Annotated in this window: 16 protein-coding genes; 8 read left to right on the forward strand and 8 right to left on the reverse strand. The window is 72.5% G+C overall.

Going from position 1 to position 19,681, the window contains the following annotated elements; genetic code table 11:
• Nucleotides 1–9: 9 nt before the first annotated feature.
• The gene (locus J5X75_RS30905; RefSeq protein WP_208471069.1) at nt 10–1,281 is read left to right on the forward strand and encodes a glycosyltransferase family 4 protein; all 1,272 of its coding nucleotides are present in this window, start codon (nt 10–12) and stop codon (nt 1,279–1,281) included.
• On the opposite strand, the gene J5X75_RS46160 is transcribed toward J5X75_RS30905, so the two are convergent.
• From J5X75_RS46160 to J5X75_RS30920, 3 genes are read right to left on the reverse strand one after another with little or no spacing between them, the layout of a single operon-like run.
• A complete protein-coding gene (locus J5X75_RS46160; RefSeq protein WP_208471070.1) occupies nt 1,200–2,429 on the reverse strand; it encodes an O-antigen ligase family protein in 1,230 nt (409 codons plus the stop codon). The genes J5X75_RS30905 and J5X75_RS46160 overlap by 82 nt on opposite strands.
• A complete protein-coding gene (locus tag J5X75_RS30915) occupies nt 2,390–3,664 on the reverse strand; it encodes a lipopolysaccharide biosynthesis protein (protein ID WP_208471071.1) in 1,275 nt (424 codons plus the stop codon). The genes J5X75_RS46160 and J5X75_RS30915 overlap by 40 nt, the downstream gene beginning before the upstream one ends.
• Entirely contained in the window at nt 3,661–5,040 is a 1,380-nt protein-coding gene (locus J5X75_RS30920; RefSeq protein WP_208471072.1) for a tyrosine-protein kinase domain-containing protein, read from the reverse strand. Before J5X75_RS30920 ends, J5X75_RS30915 begins: the two co-directional genes overlap by 4 nt.
• 87 nt (nt 5,041–5,127) lie before the next feature.
• Between J5X75_RS30920 and J5X75_RS30925 the strand changes: the two genes are divergently transcribed.
• From J5X75_RS30925 to J5X75_RS30940, 4 genes are all read left to right on the forward strand, one after another.
• Nucleotides 5,128–6,945 (forward strand): nucleoside-diphosphate sugar epimerase/dehydratase, encoded by a 1,818-nt coding sequence (locus tag J5X75_RS30925; RefSeq protein WP_208471073.1) that lies wholly within the window; start codon nt 5,128–5,130, stop codon nt 6,943–6,945.
• 66 nt (nt 6,946–7,011) lie between these two features.
• On the forward strand, nt 7,012–11,844 hold the full coding sequence (locus J5X75_RS30930; protein WP_208471074.1) for a PDDEXK-like endonuclease domain-containing protein: 4,833 nt from the start codon (nt 7,012–7,014) through the stop codon (nt 11,842–11,844).
• A 10-nt stretch (nt 11,845–11,854) separates the two neighbouring features.
• Nucleotides 11,855–13,216: a hemolysin family protein gene (locus tag J5X75_RS30935; protein ID WP_208471075.1), complete on the forward strand. Its 1,362-nt coding sequence runs from the start codon at nt 11,855–11,857 to the stop codon at nt 13,214–13,216.
• Nucleotides 13,213–14,280 carry a hemolysin family protein gene (locus J5X75_RS30940; RefSeq protein ID WP_208471076.1) on the forward strand — a complete coding sequence of 356 codons (1,068 nt, stop codon included), beginning with the start codon at nt 13,213–13,215 and terminating at the stop codon, nt 14,278–14,280. Before J5X75_RS30935 ends, J5X75_RS30940 begins: the two co-directional genes overlap by 4 nt.
• 33 nt (nt 14,281–14,313) lie before the next feature.
• On the opposite strand, the gene J5X75_RS30945 is transcribed toward J5X75_RS30940, so the two are convergent.
• Nucleotides 14,314–15,276, reverse strand: a complete 963-nt coding sequence (locus tag J5X75_RS30945; protein WP_208471077.1) for a hypothetical protein — start codon at nt 15,274–15,276, stop codon at nt 14,314–14,316.
• A 223-nt stretch (nt 15,277–15,499) separates the two neighbouring features.
• On the opposite strand from J5X75_RS30945, the gene J5X75_RS30950 reads away from it, so the two are divergent.
• A complete protein-coding gene (locus tag J5X75_RS30950) occupies nt 15,500–16,561 on the forward strand; it encodes a serine hydrolase domain-containing protein (protein ID WP_208471078.1) in 1,062 nt (353 codons plus the stop codon).
• Nucleotides 16,558–17,328 (forward strand): MerR family transcriptional regulator, encoded by a 771-nt coding sequence (locus J5X75_RS30955; protein ID WP_208471079.1) that lies wholly within the window; start codon nt 16,558–16,560, stop codon nt 17,326–17,328. The genes J5X75_RS30950 and J5X75_RS30955 overlap by 4 nt, the downstream gene beginning before the upstream one ends.
• Here J5X75_RS30955 and J5X75_RS30960 read toward each other — a convergent pair.
• The 4 genes from J5X75_RS30960 to J5X75_RS30975 form a co-directional block, all read right to left on the reverse strand.
• On the reverse strand, nt 17,318–17,560 hold the full coding sequence (locus J5X75_RS30960) for a flavin reductase (protein ID WP_208471080.1): 243 nt from the start codon (nt 17,558–17,560) through the stop codon (nt 17,318–17,320). The two genes, J5X75_RS30955 and J5X75_RS30960, sit on opposite strands and share 11 nt — an antisense overlap.
• Nucleotides 17,557–17,802: a hypothetical protein gene (locus J5X75_RS30965; protein WP_208471081.1), complete on the reverse strand. Its 246-nt coding sequence runs from the start codon at nt 17,800–17,802 to the stop codon at nt 17,557–17,559. The genes J5X75_RS30960 and J5X75_RS30965 overlap by 4 nt, the downstream gene beginning before the upstream one ends.
• Nucleotides 17,799–17,960 (reverse strand): hypothetical protein, encoded by a 162-nt coding sequence (locus J5X75_RS30970; protein WP_208471082.1) that lies wholly within the window; start codon nt 17,958–17,960, stop codon nt 17,799–17,801. Before J5X75_RS30970 ends, J5X75_RS30965 begins: the two co-directional genes overlap by 4 nt.
• A gap of 170 nt (nt 17,961–18,130) precedes the next feature.
• Complete coding sequence (locus J5X75_RS30975; RefSeq protein ID WP_208471083.1) at nt 18,131–19,306, reverse strand: helix-turn-helix domain-containing protein; 1,176 nt, start codon at nt 19,304–19,306, stop codon at nt 18,131–18,133.
• 2 nt (nt 19,307–19,308) lie between these two features.
• Between J5X75_RS30975 and J5X75_RS30980 the strand changes: the two genes are divergently transcribed.
• Nucleotides 19,309–19,593, forward strand: a complete 285-nt coding sequence (locus J5X75_RS30980) for a hypothetical protein (RefSeq protein ID WP_208471084.1) — start codon at nt 19,309–19,311, stop codon at nt 19,591–19,593.
• Nucleotides 19,594–19,681 lie beyond the last annotated feature (88 nt).

Here is a 19,681-nt window from a genome sequence, read left to right on the forward strand (position 1 = left end):
GATGACATCGTGCGGATCACCTACATCCACCAGTACTTCAAGACGCCGGGCATGTCCGGCGGCACCCGGTCGTACGAGTTCGCCCGGCGCCTGGTCGAGCGCGGCCACGAGGTGCACATGATCACCGGTGATCCGGACGGCGACCGGGTCCGGGTCACCTGGGAGGCCGGCATCGTCGTGCACTGGCTGCCGGTGCCGTACAGCAACGCGATGTCGTACCGCCGCCGGATCCGGGCGTTCCTCGACTTCGTCGCCCGGTCGGCGGTCGAGGCGGCCCGGCTGCGCCACGATCTGGTCCTGGCGACCAGCACGCCGCTCACGGTGGCGATCCCCGGCGCGTGGGCGGCCCTGCGCCGCCGGGTGCCGATGGTGCTGGAGGTCCGCGACGTGTGGCCGGAACTGCCGATCGCGATGGGCGCGCTCCGGTCGCCGGTCAGCCGCTGGGCCGCCGAGCGGCTGGAGGCGTGGGCCTACCGCCGGGCGGCCCACGTCATCGCGCTGTCGCCGGGCATGGCCGCCAGCATTCAGCGCCGGTTCCCCCGGGTCGGGGTCACCGTCGTGCCGAACAGCTCCGACATCGGCCTGTTCGCCGGGGCGGACCGGGCCGGGACCGCCCTGCGCGCGGAGACGCCGTGGCTGGGGGACCGGCCGCTGGTCCTCTACGCCGGCACGCTCGGCCCGGCCAACGGCGTCGACTACCTGGTACGGATGGCGGCGTGCCTGGCCGAAACGGCCCCCGACGTACGGGTCGCGATCATCGGCGATGGCCGGATGCGCGACGACATCCGGGATCTGGCCGCCGGGCTGGGTGTGCTGGACCGCAACCTGTTCCTGCTGGGGCCGGTCAGCAAGGAACGGGTGGTGGCGTTCTTCGGCGCGTGCGACCTGGCGACGTCGATGTTCGTCGACATCCCCGAACTGGGGAACAACTCGCCGAACAAGGTGTTCGACGCGTTCGCGGCGGGCCGTCCGGTGGCGGTCAACCACGGTGGCTGGATCGCCGACCTGCTCACCGAGAGCGGCGCCGGGCTGGTGCTGCCGGCCGGTGACCCCGGGGCGGCGGCCACCGCGGTCGCCGCCTTCCTGGGCGACGAGTCCGCGCGCACGGCCGCGCGGACGGCGGCGTACGCCCTGGCCCGCGACCGTTTCGACCGTGACCTGCTGTTCGAGGACTTCGAGCGGGTGCTGAACCGGGCCGTCTACCGCGCCAGCGAGGCCGGCGCCCGCACGGGACGGACCACCGCCAGGAGCAGGAAGATCCACATCAGCCGCGCGTCGTAGTAGTCGCCGGAGAACAGGCTGGTGGCGCCCATGAAGATGCCGCAGTAGGCGGCGATCCGGGATTCCAGGCTGCGTTCGCGCACCGGCACCGCGGTGTACGCCTGCCACAGGCCGAGCCAGGCCAGCACCAGCAGCGCCAGCCCGACGAACCCGCCCTCGGCCGCGATCGACAGCGGCAGGTTGTGCACGTACCGTTCGCCGAAGCCGAGGTCGGCGATGGTGTGGAAGCCGTTCAGGCCGGCGCCGAGGAGCGGCCGCTGCCAGAAGATCCGCAGCGCGGTCTGGGCCAGCACGTCGCGGTCGGAGGTGTAGCCCTCGCCGACGGTCGACTCGAGGAATCGCTTCTGCACGAAGTCGGCGATCGACGGCCCGGCCGTGATCACCAGGATCACGGCCACCACGGCGAGCAGGGCGAGCGGCCTGGCGATCCGGTGGATGTCGATCCGGGGCCGGATCGCCAGCAGGGCGACGGCGACGGTGATGGCGAACGAGAGCAGGCCGCCCCGGGATCCGGAGGCGATCGCCCCGAACAGGAACACCGGGATCGACGCGAGCCACATCAGCCTCTCGCCGCTGCGCAGGTACAGGTAGAACGACGTGAAGACGCCCATGATCATGATGCGGACGAACACGTTCGGGCCGCCGCCGAGCGCCGCCCACCGCCCGGCCTCGTGGCGGCCCAGCCCGGCCGCGGCGGCCACGAAGTAGATCCAGGCCGCCACGTAGAACAACTTCAAGGTCATCTCGGTGACCCGGTCGCGGTCCCAGGCGGCCAGATTGAAGTAGATCACCAGCAGCACGGTGACCGCGCACAGGTCGCCGAGCGCCGGCCCGGTCACCGAACCCGGCGGCACCCACAGCACCGACAGCCCCTGATAGCCGAACAGCAACAGGATGCCGAGCAGCGCCGACCCGCCCTTCGCCGGGCGCCGGCCGACCTGGTGCGCCTCCAGAACAAGACACAACAACAGGATCAGGAACAGGGGTACGCGTACGTCGTTGGCGACCGGGATGTCCAGACCGGCCCGGGTCAGCGTGAAACGGCCGGCCAGGGTCACCACGAAGGCGATCACCACGACCAGGCCGGGCCGCGGTGTGTCCGGGGCGGTCATGACGGTGGCCGCCGCAGGGCTCTCGTGGAGAGCCACGTCGCGATGAGCCCCAGCGCGGTCGCCGCCGACAGCAGCCCGATGATCGCCGCGTACGGCGCGATGAACAACCCTCGTCCGGCGACGGCCACCACGACCTCCACGAGCAGGCAGGCGACCAGCAGCCGGCTCATCACCTTGGCCTCGGACAGCACGTCCAGCACCGGCCGGGCGGTGTAGAACATGGCGAGCGGGATCGCGGCGAGCACACCGAGCCGCAGCACCGGCACCGCGGCGGTGAACCCGTCGCCGAGGAAGCCGTGCACCATCGCCGGGGCGAACAGCACGATCACCCCGGTCGGCAGCGCGGCGACCACGGCGGCCAGCCACGGCAGCAGGGCGAGCAGCCGCCGTTCCCCCCGGTGTTCGCCCTCGCTGTGGAAGAGCCGGCTGAGCCGGGGCATCAGCACCGGGGTGAGCATGGCGAACACCGAGCAGATCAGGGTGACCGCCGAGGTGGTGAACCCGGCGTAGCCGGCTTCCGGACCGCCGCGCGTCCGCATGGCCACGGCGAGGGTGGGCAGCGTGTAGAACGCGGGCAGGGCCAGTTCCCCGGGCATCCGGCGGATCCCGTACGCGATCAGCGTCGTGATGCCGGGTTCGGGAGCCGTCGCCGTGGACCGGGCCGGCCGCCGGCGGATCGTCAGGGTCGCCGCGATGCCCACCACCGCGGTGGCGAGGCCCTGGAGGAGGACGAAGTCCGCGATCCGGTCGGTGGCTGCGAACGTGACCAGCGGGATCACGCCGAAGCCGATTCCGGAGACCAGATTCGAGGCGGCCACCCGGCCGGCGCCACGCAGGGCGGTCAGCGCCACGGTGCACAGGCAGTTGCCGCCCAGCATGATCAGGACGGCGATCGTCGCGGACCTGCCGCCGGGCAGCCCGAGCAGCGCGGCGATCTGGTCCCCGGCGGCCGCGCCGGCCAGCGTCGCGGCGGTGACCATGACCGCCTCGATGGCCAGCGCCTGCCAGGCGAGCCGCCGGGTGGTGTGCACGGTACGCGGCAGGAAGCGGTACAGGCTCACGCCGAGCCCGAGCAGCAGGGCCGGCTGCACGGTGCTCACCATGCTCCGCGCGATCTGGTAGAAGGCGAACCCGTCGACCCCGCCGCGCTCGGCGACCAGGTGGAACAGGTAGAGCCCGATGCCCAGGACGGCGAACTGCACGACCAGCGTGGCGCCGTAGTCGCGGCGTACGGCGGCGGGCACGGTCCGCAGCAGTGACCGGAGGTTCACGCGGCCTGCCGCTTCCCGCCGCCCTGACCGCCCCGGGGCGGTTCGGGACCGGACAGGTAGGTGTCGTAGTTGGGCACCGCGTCCGGGCCCTTGCGGCTGACCATGTTCAGCACGCAGCCCAGCAGCGGGGCGCCGACCGCGCCCAGCGTCCGGACGGCGGCGGTGACCTGTGCCGACGTCGTCCGGCCGGCGCGTACGACGAGGACCGTGCGGTCGGCGCGGGCGGCGACGACACCGGCGTCGGTGACCGGCAGCAGCGGCGGGCAGTCGAAGATCACCACGTCGAACCGCCGGCGTACCTCCTCGACCAGGTCGGTCATCCGTGCTGAGCTGAGCAGCTCGCTCGGGTTGGGTGGAGCCGGGCCGCCGGCCAGCAGCCACAGCCCGGCGCCCCAGGGCTGGAGGGCCTGCTCCAGCGGCGCGCCGCCGTCCAGCACCGTGCTCAGCCCGGGCGCGTCCGTTCGGCCCAGGAAGGCGGCCAGCCGGGGGTGGCGCAGTTCGGCCTCGACGATGAGGACCCGTTGTCCCACCTCGGCGAAGAGCAGGGCCAGCCCGCAGGCGGTGGCCGAGCGGCCCTCGCCGGGGACCGCGCTGGTCACGGCGAGGGTCTTCACCGAACCGGTGGCCGCGGCGCACTGTACCCGCGTACGGATCTCGCGCAGCGCCTCGGTGCGGGCCGAGGGGCCGCGCGAGACGAGGGCGCCGCCCGGGTCTCTCGGCACCCGGGCCAGTACCGGCGCCGAGGCGAGGACCTGGAGCGCCTGGGCGTTGCGTACGGTCCGGTCGGTCACCTCCCGGCCGACCACGCCGATCGCGCCCACGATCAGCCCGGCGACCAGGGCGAGGGCGAGGTTGTTCAGCACGTCGGGCGACACCGGGGCCGCGTCGAGCGCGGGACCGGAGACGACGGTGACGTTGACGGTCGACGGCTGGACGGGCGTCGGCCGCTCCAGTCGCTCGACGACCCGCTCGAATCGCCCGGTGAGATGGGTGAGCAGCAGCAGGGCCCGGTCCGGGTCCGGGTCCTGGACGCTGACCTCCATCATCACGGTGTCCGGGAGGGGTTCCGAGGCGATCGCCGCCCGGATCTGGTCGGCGTCCATGTCGATGCCGGGCGTCGCGGCCAGCGGGGTGACGACCTCGTCGCTGGTCAGCAGTTCGCCGTAGGTGGACAGCCGGCCGACGTTGAACAGGCTGGCCGGATAGAGCTCGCCGGCCATGGTGACCGGGCTGGAGAAGAAGAACGTGACGCGCGCGGCGTACACGGGGGTGGTGTTGATATTGATGATCGTGGCGACGCCGAGCGCGATCGCGACGGAGGCGGCGAGCAGCCACCGGTGCCGTCTGGCGACCCGGAAGTAATCGCGCAGGCCCACCAGACCTCCCCGCACCTCTCTGGGTCCGACGATACGGTGATTTGAAGAAATGATCACGAAATAGGCGGGTTTGGTACGCTGCCAAACATGAGGCGCGCTCGCCTGCTGCCGCTGCTCGTGGACAGTGCCGCGTGGGTGATCGGCCTGCTCGCCGCGGTCTTCATCCGCTACGACTTCGTTCCCGGTCCCCGCCCGCTGGCCGGCGTCCTGATCATGATGGTGCTGGCCGTCCTGGCGCACACCGCGATCGACCACGCCCGCCGGCTGCACCGGGGGATCCACCGCTTCGCCAGCTTCGACGACGCGAACGCGGTCGCCGTCACCACCGTGCTGGTCGGATGCATGCTGACCCTGGCCGTCGTGCAGCTGTCCCATCCGCCGGTGCCGGTCGGCGTCCCCGCCGTCGCCGGCGCGATCGCGCTGCTGATCATGCTCGGCGTCCGCTACCTGTGGCGGGTCCGGCTGTTCCGCCGGCTGCGCCCGGACCGCCGGGTCGCCGCCCCGGTCCTGCTGTTCGGCGCCGGGTCGGCGGCGGACCTGCTCGTCCAGTCGATGCTGCGCGACCCGAACGGCGGCTGCCTGCCCGTCGGCCTGCTCGACGACGACCCCGCCAAGCGCCGGCTGCGCGTGCACGGCGTACCGGTGCTGGGTGACCGTGACGACATCCCGCAGGCGCTGGCCGCGACCGGCGCCGAGCTGGTGGTCTTCGCGGTGGCCAACGCCGACGCCGTCCTGGTCCGCGAGATCCGCGAGCTGACCCTGGCCGCCGGCGCCGACTTCAAGGTCGTTCCCTCGGTCAGCGAGCTGATGAACCAGCCCGTCGAGGTCGGCGACATCCGTGAGGTGCAGGTGACCGACCTGCTGGGGCGCCACCAGATCGACACCGATCTGAGCAGCATCGGCGGATATCTGACCGGCAAACGGGTCCTGGTGACCGGTGCGGGCGGCTCGATCGGCTCGGAACTGTGCCGGCAGATCCACCATTTCCACCCGGCCGAGCTGATGATGCTGGACCGCGACGAGACGTCCCTGCTCGCCGTCCAGCTGTCGATCGATCCGGGGGCCAGCCTCGACGATCCGGCGGTGATCCTCGCCGACGTCCGTGACGCCGCGCGGATGCGGGAGATCTTCCGGGAGCGGCGACCGCACGTGGTCTTCCACGCGGCCGCCCTCAAACACCTGTCCCTGCTCCAGCGTTACCCGGCCGAAGCGGTCAAGACCAACGTGCTCGGCACGCTCAACGTCCTGCGGGCGTCCGGCTCGGTCGAGCGGTTCGTCAACATCTCCACCGACAAGGCCGCCGACCCGACGAGTGTGCTCGGCTACGCGAAACGGATCACCGAACGCCTCACCGCCTGGACCGCCGGGCGCACCCGCGGCACCTTCCTGAGCGTCCGCTTCGGCAACGTCGTCGGCAGCCGCGGATCGGTGTTCACCACGTTCACCACCCAGATCGCCGAGGGTGGCCCGGTCACCGTCACCCACCCCGACGTGAGCCGCTACTTCATGACCACCCAGGAGGCGGTCCACCTGGTCATCCAGGCCGCGGCCATCGGCATGGACGGCGAGGCCCTGGTCCTCGAGATGGGCGCCCCGGTCCGGATCGCCGAGGTGGCGAACCAGATGGTCGCCCTGTCCGGGAAACAGATCCCGATCGTCTACACCGGGCTGCGCCCGGGGGAGAAGCTGAGCGAGACCCTGTTCGGCGCCGACGAGACCGACCGGCGGCCGATCCACCCGCTCATCTCGCACGTCGAGGTGCCGCCCCTGGACCCCGCTGACCTGCACCGGATCCCGGCCGGCGCGGACCCGGAGGTGGTGATCACCTACCTGGCAGACACCTGCGCCCGGCCCGCCGCCGACCGCGGCCCGGCGGACACCAGGGTCCACGAGACGTCCGGGTGAACCCGACAAAGCAGAAGAAGTCCAATCACCAGCGCGAAAGGGGCCTGTCCTGCTGCAATCGGGTACATGGGCATCCGGTGCGACGATGACGACCCGCCCGAGCCGGGAGCGGCCCGGGCCGGTGTGCACGCGGCTCTGCGCGCCTGGCGCGACAGCCTGATCGACCTCAGCGACAACAACCGGCTCATCCACTTCACCGACGGCCGCGCCGACAGCGTCAGGATCAGCTCACCGGATCCCGAGCGGGTGATCGCCGCACTGACCCGCGGCGGCAGGTGCTCCCTGACCGGCCTCGGCCCCGGCGACGGCGGCGCCCCGGCGCCGGTCCTGCGCACCGAACTCACCGAACGCACCCTCGGGCCACTGTTGCGCCGGATGATGCGGCGAGCCCGGCAGGAACACCTGGACCGTGGCGTGGCCGTCCTGCATCTCGCGCTCGGGCTGCTGCACTGGCGGCTCGCCGACGACGACGAGGACCCCGACAGCGAGACCACCAACTACACCAGCCCCCTGCTGCTGCTCCCGGCCGACCTCGTCGCCGGCGACCAGGGCCGGCCGCCGGACCTGCGGCTGCGCGACGCCGAACCGGTGTTCAACCCGGCCCTGGCGCTGCGGCTCAAACGGGCCGGCATCAGCGTGCCCGCCCTGGACCCGGGCGCCGACCTCGACGTCGCCCGCTACTGGGCCGACTTCACCGGCACCGTGGCCCGCCGCAACGGCTGGCACATCGAACCGGCCGCCGTCCTCACCTGCCTCACCTTCCACAAGGAGGCGATCTTCCAGGACCTGCGGGACAACGAGGACCGCATCCTGGCCCACCCGGTGATCCGCGCCCTGGCCGTCACCGACAGCCGGCGGCAGACCGGCCGGTTCCGGTTCACCCCGATCAGACCGGAGGACACCGACCGGCTCGCCCCGCCCGAGGACGTGCCCCTGGTCCTGGACGCCGACTCGTCGCAGCGGGCCTGCGTCGCCGCGGCGCTCGCCGGGCACAGCTTCGTGATGGACGGGCCACCCGGCACCGGCAAGTCACAGACCGTCGCCAACATGATCGGGGCGCTGCTGCACGCCGGGAAGAGCGTGCTCTTCGTCTCCGAGAAGGTCGCCGCCCTCGACGTGGTCCACCACCGGCTCACCGACGCCGGGCTCGGCCGCTACCTGCTCGAACTGCACGGCCAGAAGGCGGGCCGCCGCGAGGTCGCGACCGCGCTCGCCGCGGCCGTCGACGACGTCCCGGACACCCCGGCCGCGGCGCCCACCGTCGACCTGGCCACGCTGCGGGACCTGCGCGAGCAGCTGACCGCCTACGCGTACGCCATGAACGAGACCCGCGAGCCCCTCGGCGCCACCCTGCACCAGGTCATCGGCCACTGCGCGGCCCTCTCCCGGACCCCGGCCGCCCCGGTCCCCGCGATCGACCCCGCCGACCTCACCCCGGACGCGATGCACCGCGTCCGGGAGGCCACCGACCAGTTGTCCCGCTCCTGGCGGGCGCTGTCGGATCCCGGCCTGGTGTGGCGCGACGTGACCACCCGGGAATCGCTCGACCCCGCGCTCAGCCGCGCCGAGAAGGCGCTCGCCGCGCTGGCCCGGGCGGCCCGGACCGCCGAGCCGGCGGCCATCGCGTTCCGGCTGCGCCGGCCGGCCGACGCGCCGGCCCTCGCCCGGCTCGCCGACCACGCCGGCGCCCGGCCCGCCGGGGTCGCCGACTCCTGGCTCACCGCCGACGACCTGGACCCGATCCGCGTGGCCGCCGACCGGCGCGCCGTCGATCTCGCCGCCGCGGCCGAGGCCGCCGCACTGGCCGAACACCACGCCGGGGTGCCGTGGACCGCGCTGCCGCCGGCCGCCGGCCTGCCGGTCGTACCGTCCCTGGAGGCGCTGCCCGCGCCGGTCGACCTCACCACGCTGACCGCCGGCGCCGCCGACGAACTCGCCCACTCGTTCACCCGGGCCGCCGAACAACTCGACGTACGCCGTCGCGCGGTCGACCGGGTCACCGCCGGGCTCGGGCTGCCGCCGGTCCACGTCGTCCAGGACATCGCCCGCGTCGCCGCGATCGTCGAACTGGGCGACCGGCCGCACAAGCCGGAGCCGTTCTGGTTCCGGCCCGGGGCGCTGCCCACGGTGCGCACCGGGGCCGGTGTCCTGCGGCGGGCGCTGGAGACGCTGGTCGCCGCGGAGATCCAGGCCCGGTCGTACTTCGCCGAGACCGTCCTGAGCGAGCCGGTCGAGGAGCTGGCCGAACGGTTCGCCCACGTGCACCGGGGGATGCGGCGGCTGCGGGCGGCGTACCGGCGGGACCGGCGGCACCTGGCCGGCCACGTGCTGCCCACCGCGGACCTCGGGGACGCGATCGCCCACATCGGCACCGCGGTCGCCTGGAAACGGGCGCTCGAGGACCTGACGGCCGCCGAACACTCGTACGCCGCCGCGCTCGGCCGGCACTGGCAGGGCCGCGGCACCGACTTCGCCGCCCTCGACGACGCGATCGCGGTGGCCGCCACCGCGATCGCCACGGTCCCGCCCAGCGGCATCGAGGGCGTCGCCGGCCACCTCTGCGCGGCGGATCCCGACCCGGCGCCGAGCCGGGTCGTCACCGAGGCCCGCGACGCGCTGCTGCGCTGGCAGGCCACGCTGCGGCCGGCGCCCAGCCCGGCGGCCCGGCCGGAACTCGTGAACGAGGCGATCGACGACGCGCTGACCTGGCTGACCGAGCACGCCGTGGCGCTGCACGCGGCGGCGGAGACGGTCCGGGCGTACGACGCGGCGACCGGGCGGACCCTGGACTACGCGGAGACCCTCCGGCTGGCCCGGCTGCGTGCGGCGGCGGACCGGGCCCGGGCGGCGGCCGAGGACCGTACCGGGGAGATGCCGCACACCGATCCGGCCGCGCTCGCCGCGGCCGTCGCCTGGGCCGCGCGGACCCGGGAGCTGGCCGGCGGGCAGCTGACCGAGGCGCAGGCCGAGGCCCTGCACGACCTGAGGCCGGTGCCCGGACTGGCCGAACGGGCCCAGGAATGGGCCGAGGCCGGACGGGCGGTGCTCGCCGGATTCGCGCCGCAACGGCAGGCCGAGCTGCGCGGGCGGTTCGACGACTACCGCAGGGCCGCCACCCTGCTGCGGCAGCTGCGCGACGACGGCAGCGGGCAGGAGGAGTGGTTCGCCTGCCTCGACGCCCGCGAGGTGCTCGCCGCGCACGGCCTGGACGCGGCCGTCGGGTACTGCGCCGACCAGCACGTGGACCGGGCGCTGGTGCCCGCGGTCCTGCGCCGGGCGCTGCTGCACGGCTGGGTGGACGCGGTGGCCCGCGCCGACGGCCGGCTGCGGACCTGGCGGAGCGAGGACCGCGACCGTTTGGTGGCCGAATTCCGGCAGGCCGACGGGAAACTCGCGGCGCTCGCGTCCCGGCAGATCATCGCCGCGATCGAGGCACGCCGGCCCCCGGCCGACAGCGCCGCCACCAACCTGCTGCGACGCGAGGCGATGAAGGCGAGCCGGCAGATCCCGGTACGGGACCTGATCGCCCAGGCGCGCGACGCCGTGCTCGCCCTGCGCCCGTGCGTGCTCGCCTCCCCGCTGACGGTGAGCCAGTCACTGCCCCCGGACATCACCTTCGACGTCGTCATCTTCGACGAGGCCTCCCAGGTCACGCCGGCCGAAGCGGTCAACTGCGTCTACCGTGGCCGGTCCCTGATCACCGCTGGCGACGACCGGCAGCTGCCGCCCACGTCGTTCTTCGACCGGTCCTACTCGGCCGCCGGCCAGGACAGCGAGGTGCTCGACTACCAGTCCGTGCTGGAACTGGCCAAGGCGTGCGGCGCCTTCCCCGGCATGAGCCTCACCTGGCACTACCGCAGCCGGCACCAGGCCCTCGTGGCGTTCGCCAACGACGCCTTCTATCAAGGGCGGCTGAACACCTTCCCGGCCCCGGTCATCGACGGCCCGGACGCCGGTGTCGAGCTGTTCCCGGTCGCCGGCGTCTACCGCCGCGCGACCAGCCGCGACAACCCGGTCGAGGCGGAACGGGCCGCCGAACGGATCGTGCACCACTTCGCCACCCGGCCGCACGCCACCCTGGGCGTCGTCACGTTCTCGGTGGCCCAGGCCGAGGCGATCGAACGGGCCCTGGAACGGATCGCCGCCCGGCACCCGGCCCTGCGGCGCGCGGTGGTCGACGACCGGCTGCACGGCTTCTTCATCAAGAGCCTGGAGTCGGTGCAGGGCGACGAACGCGACGTGATGATCTTCTCGATCGGGTACGGGTTCGACGAGTCCGGCCGGATCACCGCGAACTTCGGTGCCCTCAACCGCACCAACGGCTGGCGGCGGCTCAACGTGGCGATCACCCGCGCCCGCCACCGGGTGGAGATCGTGACGTCGATCCTGGCCCGCGACATCCCGGAGTCGGAGAACGAGGGGGTCCGGCAGCTCGCCGCCTACCTGGACCACGTGGAACGCGACGGCGGCGCCGGCCGGGACGACGGCAGCGGCCCGGCCGGCGAGTTCGTCACCTCGGTTCTGGAGACCGTACGGTCGTGGGGATACCCGGCGCGGACCGACTTGGGAACCGCCGGCGGCCGGCTCGACATCGCCGTCCGGCACCCCGACGATCCGGCCGGCGACTACCTGCTCGGGGTGCGCTGCGACGGCCCCGGCTACCGGGACTGCCCGGCCGCGCGCGACCGCGACCATCTCAACGACCAGGTGCTCACCGGTCTCGGCTGGCGGCTGCACCGGGCGTGGGCGCTGGCGTGGCACCGCGACCGGGCCGGCGAGGAGTCCCGCCTCATGACGGCGCTGGAGGACGCGGCGCGGACACGGAGGGCGCGGACCGGCCCGGTCGAGGCGCCGGCCCGGCTGCCGCACGCCGCGGCGGCCCGCCGCCCGGGCCGTTGAGGGGCCGCTCGTGCTGATCACCATCGGGATCCTGGCGATCGTGCTGCTGACCGCGGCGACCGGCTACTTCGTGGCGCAGGAGTTCGCCTACGTGGCCGTCGACCGGGAACGGCTGAGGGCGCTGGCCGACGACGGTGACGCCACCGCCGCACGTGCGCTGCGGGTCACCCAGCGGCTGTCGTTCGTGCTGTCCGGCGCCCAGGTCGGCATCACCGTCACCGCCCTGCTCGCCGGTTACGTCGCCGAGCCCTACCTCGGCCGGGGCACCGCCGATCTGCTCGGCCTGACCGGCCTGTCCGAGACGGCCAGCACGTCGATCGCGATGGTGTTCGCGCTGCTGTTCGCCACCGTCGTACAGATGGTCCTCGGCGAACTCGCGCCGAAGAACCTCGCCATCGCCGAGCCGGAGGCGCTGGCCCGGGCGCTCGCCCGGTCCACACTGGCCTACCTGACCGTGGTGGGCCCGCTCATCCGGGTGTTCGACGCCACCGCCAACCGGCTGCTGCGGGCCGTCGGCATCGAACCGATCGAGGAACTCCCGCAAGGCGCCACCACCGAGGACCTCGACCGGATCATCGCCGCCGCCGGCAGCCGGGGCAGCCTCGACGCGCACGCCGCCCGCCTGCTCGACCACGGCCTGGACTTCCGGTCGCGGACCGCCGCCGAGGTGATGCGCCCCCGCGTGGACGTCACCACGATCGGCGAGAACGAGCCGGCGTCGCGGGTCGTCGACCTGCTCGACACCGGCCACTCCCGGTTCCCGGTGATCGGCGACGGCCTCGACGACGTCGTCGGCGTCGTCTCCATCGCCGACGTGGTCACCCTCGACCCCGCCGACCGGGGCGCCACCCCGGTCGGGTCGCTGGCGACCGCGCCGGTGGCGCTGCCCGAACCGCTCGGGCTGCCGCAGGTGCTGGACCGGCTGAAAGCCGCGCACCGGCAGATGGCGATCGTCGTCGACGAGTACGGCGGCTTCGCCGGCATCATCACCCTCGAGGACGTCGCCGAGGAGCTGGTGGGCGACATCCGCGACGAGGACGACCTGCCGGAACCGGTCATCGAACCGGCCGGCGACGACACCTGGCTGATCCCCGGCCGGGCCCGCATCGACGAGATCACCGACGCCACCGGCGTGCGCCTGCCCGGCGACGACCGGTACGACACCGTCTCCGGCCTCATCCTGGCCCGCCTCGGCCACCTCCCGACCGCCGGCGAGGAGGTCGACCTGCCGCTGCCCCCGGCGGTCGGCGCCGACGGCCGACCGGTGCCGCAGGGCGTGGCCCGCCTGACGGTCCTGGCCGTCCACCGCCTCGTCCCGGACCGGATCGCCCTGACCGTCCGCCACCCCGCCGACGGACAGGACTCTCCATGAGCGCCACCTCGTCGCTGCTCGTCTCCGTGGTGCTGCTGGCGTTCAACGGGTTCTTCGTCGCCGCCGAGTTCGCGCTGGTCGCCGCGAAACGGCACCGCCTGGAGGCCGCCGCCGCGGCGGGATCCCGCGGCGCCCGCGCGGCCCTGGCCGGAACCCGGCGGCTGTCGCTGATGCTGGCCGGTGCCCAGCTCGGCATCACCCTGTGCACCCTCGGGCTCGGCGCCCTCGCCAAACCGGCGGTCGCCCACCTGCTCGAACCGGCGCTCACCGCGGCCGGGCTGCCCGAGGGCGCCGCCTACGCCGTCGCCTTCGTCCTGGCCGTCGCCCTGGTCGGCTTCCTGCACGTGGTCGTCGGGGAGATGGCGCCCAAGTCGTGGGCGATCAGCCACCCGGAGACCTCGGCACAGATCCTGGCGATCCCGTTCGTCGGGTTCACCACCGTCCTGCGCCCGGTTCTGGCCGCCCTCAACGGGCTCGCCAACGCCTGCCTGCGGCTGATCAAGGTGACCCCGCAGGACGAGCTGGCCCAGGTGCACACCGCCGACCAGCTGCGCATGCTGCTGGAGACCTCCAAAGAGCACGGCACCATCGAGGACGCCGAGCACGAGCTGCTCACCGCCATGTTGCAGGTGCAGTCGATGCCCGTACGCGAGGTGATGGTCCCGACCGGGCAGATCCTGGACGTGCCCGCCGACGCCGACGCCCGCGCCGTGGAGGTGCGCAGCACCGAGACCGGCCGATCCCGGCTGCCGGTGACCGACGGCGCCGCGACGATCGTCGGTGTCGTGCACGTCCGCGACGCCGCCAAGGCCATCAGCGCCCAGCGGCTGGTGACGGCGCGGGACCTGATGACCGCCGTGCTGTCGCTGCCGGCCGACACCACCGTCCTGGACGCGGTCGCCGTGATGCGGCAGCGGCGCAGCCATCTCGCCCTGGTCGCCGACGGCGGCGCGGTGATCGGCCTGGTCACCCTCGAAGACCTGCTGGAACAGGTGATCGGCCAGTTCGACGACGAGACCGACCCGGTGGTCGACGCGGCCCGCCGCGCCGGCCGCACCGCCTGAGGCGTGTTCCACCGGGCCTCGCCGTGGCGGGCGTCAGGGCACGGTGTAGCCGTCGAACACGTGGACCCCGTCGTGGCCGGCGCCGTCCGCGTCCCTGCGGTTCGTGTTGAAGTACAGCTTGCCGTCGCTGATGCCGACGCCTTCGATCTCGAACAATTGCGAATACTTCGCGGACGTGATGCGGAAGGAGAGGTCGGTGGCCGCGGGCGCGGTTCCGGTCGTCGCCGGTGTCACGTTCCGGTAGACCAGCACGATGCTGCGTTTGTCCTTGGTCAGCGGGTTGTAGAGAACGTGTTCGGTCTGGTCGTAGAAGAAGCCCTGGGCGGTGAAGGTGCCCAGGTCCGGCACCGTGGCGCCGTCGACGAGCGCACCGTCGACCTGCAGGTCGAACGCCTTCGTCAGGTCGATGTTCCCGGAGTCGGCCCGCAGCGGGAGGCTGCCGTTGTAGACCGTCCTGCCGCTCTTGAACATGAACGTGATCGTGGTGCCGGTGACCGAGACCCGATTGACCCCGGACGCCGGGAGAACGCCCCCGTTGAGACGCAACCGGTACGCCCCGGCGTACTCGTAGGTGGTGCCGTCGTAGCGCAGTTTCACGAGCTGTACGCCGGCCGTCGTCTTGTCCATCGTGACGATGAACATGTGATGCACACCGTCGATGTCGACGATCGTCATGTCGTTCCCGTGCCCGAGCCAGGTGTTGGTCGACCTGTCGTCGGTGCCGTTCCGCATCACGACTCGCTCGCCGGTGGCCTTGTTGACACGGTAGATGGCCGAGACGGCGTCCGAGTCGTTGTCGTTCTTGATCGAATAGAGGTAGGTGGCGCCGGCGGCGAAGCCCTGTGCCGCCTTGCAGCAATCGAGGTCGGGCGTGCTCGCGATGTCGGTGTACGTGTTGTAGTACGCGGCGTGAGCCGCGGTCACCGGACCACTCGCGATCATGGTCATCGCCACGCCGCATACCACCGTGGCGCGCGAGATCGCTGCCTTGAGCATGGGAATCCCTCTCGTTGATCTGATGTGGCTCAACCCGTCGCCGGCCGGCGCTCGGGAAGATCAATATGCACTGCGGCATTGTGCACGCTGCGGCGAGACCGTCCTCTGTCGACCCCGAACGACGGATCACCCGGTGACATGGATCATCCTTGAGGTTGACCCAAGGGCAGGGTGGAGGCTCCTTCGTGTACGCGGGACATCCGGCACCGAAGGAGCGACCATCATGTTCGAGACCATCTCCCCGCAGGCGATCGCCGACCTCGGCTTCCACGGGGTGACCTTGCGGGTGAACGACGAGCGCGGCGAGTGGACCGGCAGCGCCGGGGCCGCCGAACTCGGCGGGACCACGAAACCGTCGATCGACGGGCGGGTGCGGATCGGCAGCAACACCAAGACGTTCCTCGCCACCCTGCTGCTGTGCCTGGTCGCCGAGGGCCGGGCCGGATTGGACGTCCCGGCGGCCGGTTACCTGCCCGAGCTGGGGCTGGACCAGCGGATCACCGTGCGGATGCTGTTGCGGCACACCAGCGGCCTCTTCAATTTCACCGGCGAGATCAACCACGACGGTACGATCGTGCCCGGCATCCCGGTCCCCTACGGCCCCGGCGCCGGCCAGTGGCTGGCGAACCGGCTGCACACCTACCAGCCGCGGGAACTGGTGCGGATCGCGCTCTCCCAGCCGGCCCGGTTCGAGCCGGGGGAGGGCTGGAGCTACTCCAACACCAACTACGTGCTGGCCCGGCTGCTCATCGAGCGGATCACCGGCCGTACCCTCGCCGGCGAGATGAGCCGCCTGATCCTGGAACCGCTCAGCCTGACCGGCACCGTCCTGCCGGAAGCGTCGCCGGAGATCCCGGAACCGTTCGCCCGCGCCTACTACCGCGACGGCGACGTCATCGACGTCACCCGCCAGAATCCCTCCTGGATCTCCGCCGGCGGTGACATGATCTCCACCACCCGGGACCTGCACACCTTCATCTCGGCGCTGATGGGCGGCCGGATCCTGCCGCCCGCGCTGCTCGCCGAGATGTGCGCCCCGCACCCCACCGGCATCCCCGACATGGACTACGGTCTGGGTGTGTTCGTGCTGACCACCCCCGGCGGCACGGTCATCTCCCACAACGGCGCCGCCGTCGGCCACGCCGCCCTGATGTACAGCACGCCCGACGGCAGCCGCACCCTGACCGCCGCGCTGAGCTGCGTGGACGACGCCGGGCTCAGCATCGCGCCCGCCTTCCGGAGCGTCCAGCAGCGGCTGCTCGACGAGGTGTTCACCGGCCGATGAGAGGCGGTGTCACGATCGGCCAGGCCGCGGAGTTCGTCGGCGTTACGGTGAAGACCGTCCGGCACTACCACAAACTCGGCCTGCTTCCGGAACCGGAACGCGACGGCTCCGGCTATCGACGGTACGGCTCCGGGGACCTGCTCCGGTTGGTCCAGATCCGTACGCTGGCCGCCGCCGGAGTGCCCCTCGCCGAGATCGGCCCCCTGCTCGACGCCGGCACCGACCGGTTCGCCGCCACCCTCGCCGACGTCGAACGGCAGCTCACCGACCGGATCGCGGAGCTGACGGCCCGCCGCGACACGCTGCACCGGCTCGCCGACGGGGACCGGGCCCTGCTGCCGGACCGGGCCGTGACGCTGCTGCGGCACATGCGGGGCCTCGGCTTCCCGGCCGAGGAGGTGGCGGCCACCCGGGAGGCCTGGGTGCTGGCCCGGGCACTCGTCCCGGACGGCTTCGACGACTATCTGACCCATTTCGAGTACGCGCTGAGCGATCCCCACCTCCTCGAACTGACCCGCCTCGCGGCCGAAGCGGCGACCTGGGAGCCCGGCGATCCCCGCATCGACGAGCTGGCCACCGCCGTGGCCGACCACTACCTGGCCCATCCCGCCCTGCTCAGCACGGTGACCGGTCTGCGGGCCGGCAACCAGGCCGCCACCCGCTACCGGTTGATCGCCCACCACGGCGAGAAGCCCACCCCGGCGGCGGCCCGCCTGTCCGCCCTCTTCGAGAGCAGACTCCGAGCCGCGGGCGTCGTCATCCCGTAGGAGAGGCCTCACGTGCCCACAGGAAGAATCGCAGGTAGCGGTCCTGGCCGGTGAGGATCATCGACGCCGCCTCCAGTTCCATCGCCATCCGCAGCGACAGCGACACCCGGTCGTTGGTGGCCAGGAGGTAGGCGCGGGCACGGCCACAAGGCCACGGCTTCCGGCATCCTCGACAGTCGTAGGTGCGCCCGTCCGGCTGGTGAGCGAGGCCGGCCGCCTGGCCGAGGGTCACCGCAGTCGCGCCACTCGCTCGTCCCAGCCGGCCGTCAGTTGTTCCGGCGGGTACGGTCCGAACAGCATCGGGCTGCCGTCCAGGTGGCGCATCGTCGGCGCCGTCACCCGGTAGCGGGTGATGCCATGCCGATCGGGTGGCGGGCACTCGTCGGCGATCACCATGTGCGGCGCGCACTCGACGTGCGGGCTGTCGTAGGGCGGCCACACCGTCACCCGGTCGCCGCGCTGGAAAGCGTTCACCGGATGGTCCGGCGTCCGGGCATGGTCTGTGCCTGATCGAGGATGCGCCGGACGGCGGCGGACCGTTCGGCGGCCTCGCGGCGGGCGGCGTCCCGCTCGGCGTGGGCAGCGGCGACCCGTCCCCGCCAGACCAGGTGACGAAGGATCTTCTCAAGCATGCGCATCGCCTCCGGGAGAAGGGGAAGCGACGGGCCACGGTCCACGACTGCCAGGTGGTCACGACCCGCCGCTCGGGGCAGCGGCGGGCGCAATCGCTCACGGAGTCCCTGTACCCGCCGCCGCTGACCGGAAAGCTATGACGCGGCGGGCGGGAGTCCATATCGCGCAGCTATACCGGGGCGATTCCCAACCGCTCGGCCATCGCGACCAAGTCCTCGGCCACGGCCCGGCGCTTCGCCCGGGTGATCATCGTCGCCACGATGTCCCGTGTCAGCGGATTCAGACGGAAACTGGCCGGGGCGGCCCGCTCCGCCTGCGCCAGTGAGATCAGCGCCAACTTGTCGGCCCGGCCGTCGTGAGCCAATGCCCGGCCACGCGTTAGGTGGTAGCTCTGCCGCCGGTTCGCCACCGGGACATCCTCGACATGCAGGTTCTCCGCCAGCTCCAGTGCCTGACCGTACTGGCCCAGCTCCGTCAGGATCGACATTTTCCAGATCGCGATGTTCCGCGGCCCGAAGTAGCTGAGGTTGAAGCCGGTGCCGTCCGGATCGCCCAGGGTCGCAGCCTCCCGCTCTGCCTCGGACAGATGCGCCTGGACGTCGAGGGGTCTCCGGGCCACCGCGCTGGCCAGGGCCGCAGACAGATGCACCTGGCCGAGCATCTGCCGGGCTCGTGGATCTGCGGCCGCCCGTTGCAGGTCAACCAGGCTTCGCTCGCCGATCCGGCGCGCCGAGGTGGCCGCTTCCAACGGCAAGCACAGCGTGTAGACGAAATCGGCGGCACCCATCCACGCTGGATCGCCCAACTCCCGTGACGCGGCCACCGCGATTTTCGCGGCCGGCCACGACAGGTCCCGATAGCCGAGATTCCGTAGGCACACGGATGCCTCGTAGGCGATCCGGGTCAGCGCGTCGGTGCCCGGGTACGCGGCGGCGTCGTTGAGCAGGCCCGGCAGCAGCGGCGCCAGCGTCAGGTAATCGGACCGCTGCCGTAGCCGCATCGCGTGTTCGACAGCGGCCACCATCTCCTTCGGCCCGCGGGTCGGCGGTTCGATCTCGCCGGCGTCCAGGGCGACCAGGGCGACCCGAATTCCGGCGACGGCTTCGGACGCACGGACGCGGACCGGGTCGGTGGGGTCGGAGCTTTGGCCGAGTAGGTCGGCGACGGATACGTCGAGCGCCCGGGCGAGAGCGACGAGTCTGCTCCGCGACTCCACGGCCCGCTCGCCGCGCTCGATGTTGCTGAGGTGAGCTTGGCTGATGCCAGCAAGGCCGGCGAGAACGGCTTGGGTCATCTTGCGGCGGCGGCGCCAGACGCGGACGCGCGCACCGATGTGCTCGGCCATGAATGCTCCCCGGTAGCGGGCAGGGCGCGGCGACCGGCCACTACTCCGGCCACCAACATCGACGGTACGCCACGGTCAACGGTGGGACGCGGGTCCACCGATCGGTCGATGCCGTCGACGGTCATTCGTCCGCCGATGCGATCCAGGCCGTACCGTGGTCCGTGCACACGCTCGCGATAGCCGCGGCCGATGTCCGGACCGCGGTCCTGTGGGACAACCGCACCGACGAGGTCGAGGAGTTGCGCCGTTTCGCATCGTCGGTGCCCAGCCTGGGGGAGATGCTGTGACGGACGTGCGCCGGGACCATGTCGAGGATCGGCCCGTGTCGAAGCGCCGGCGTAAGGAGGTGACGACCAGCGAACGGCACGAACGGGG

Source organism: Actinoplanes flavus (genome assembly GCF_017592555.1).
In the GTDB taxonomy this organism is placed as follows: Bacteria; Actinomycetota; Actinomycetes; order Mycobacteriales; family Micromonosporaceae; genus Actinoplanes; species Actinoplanes flavus.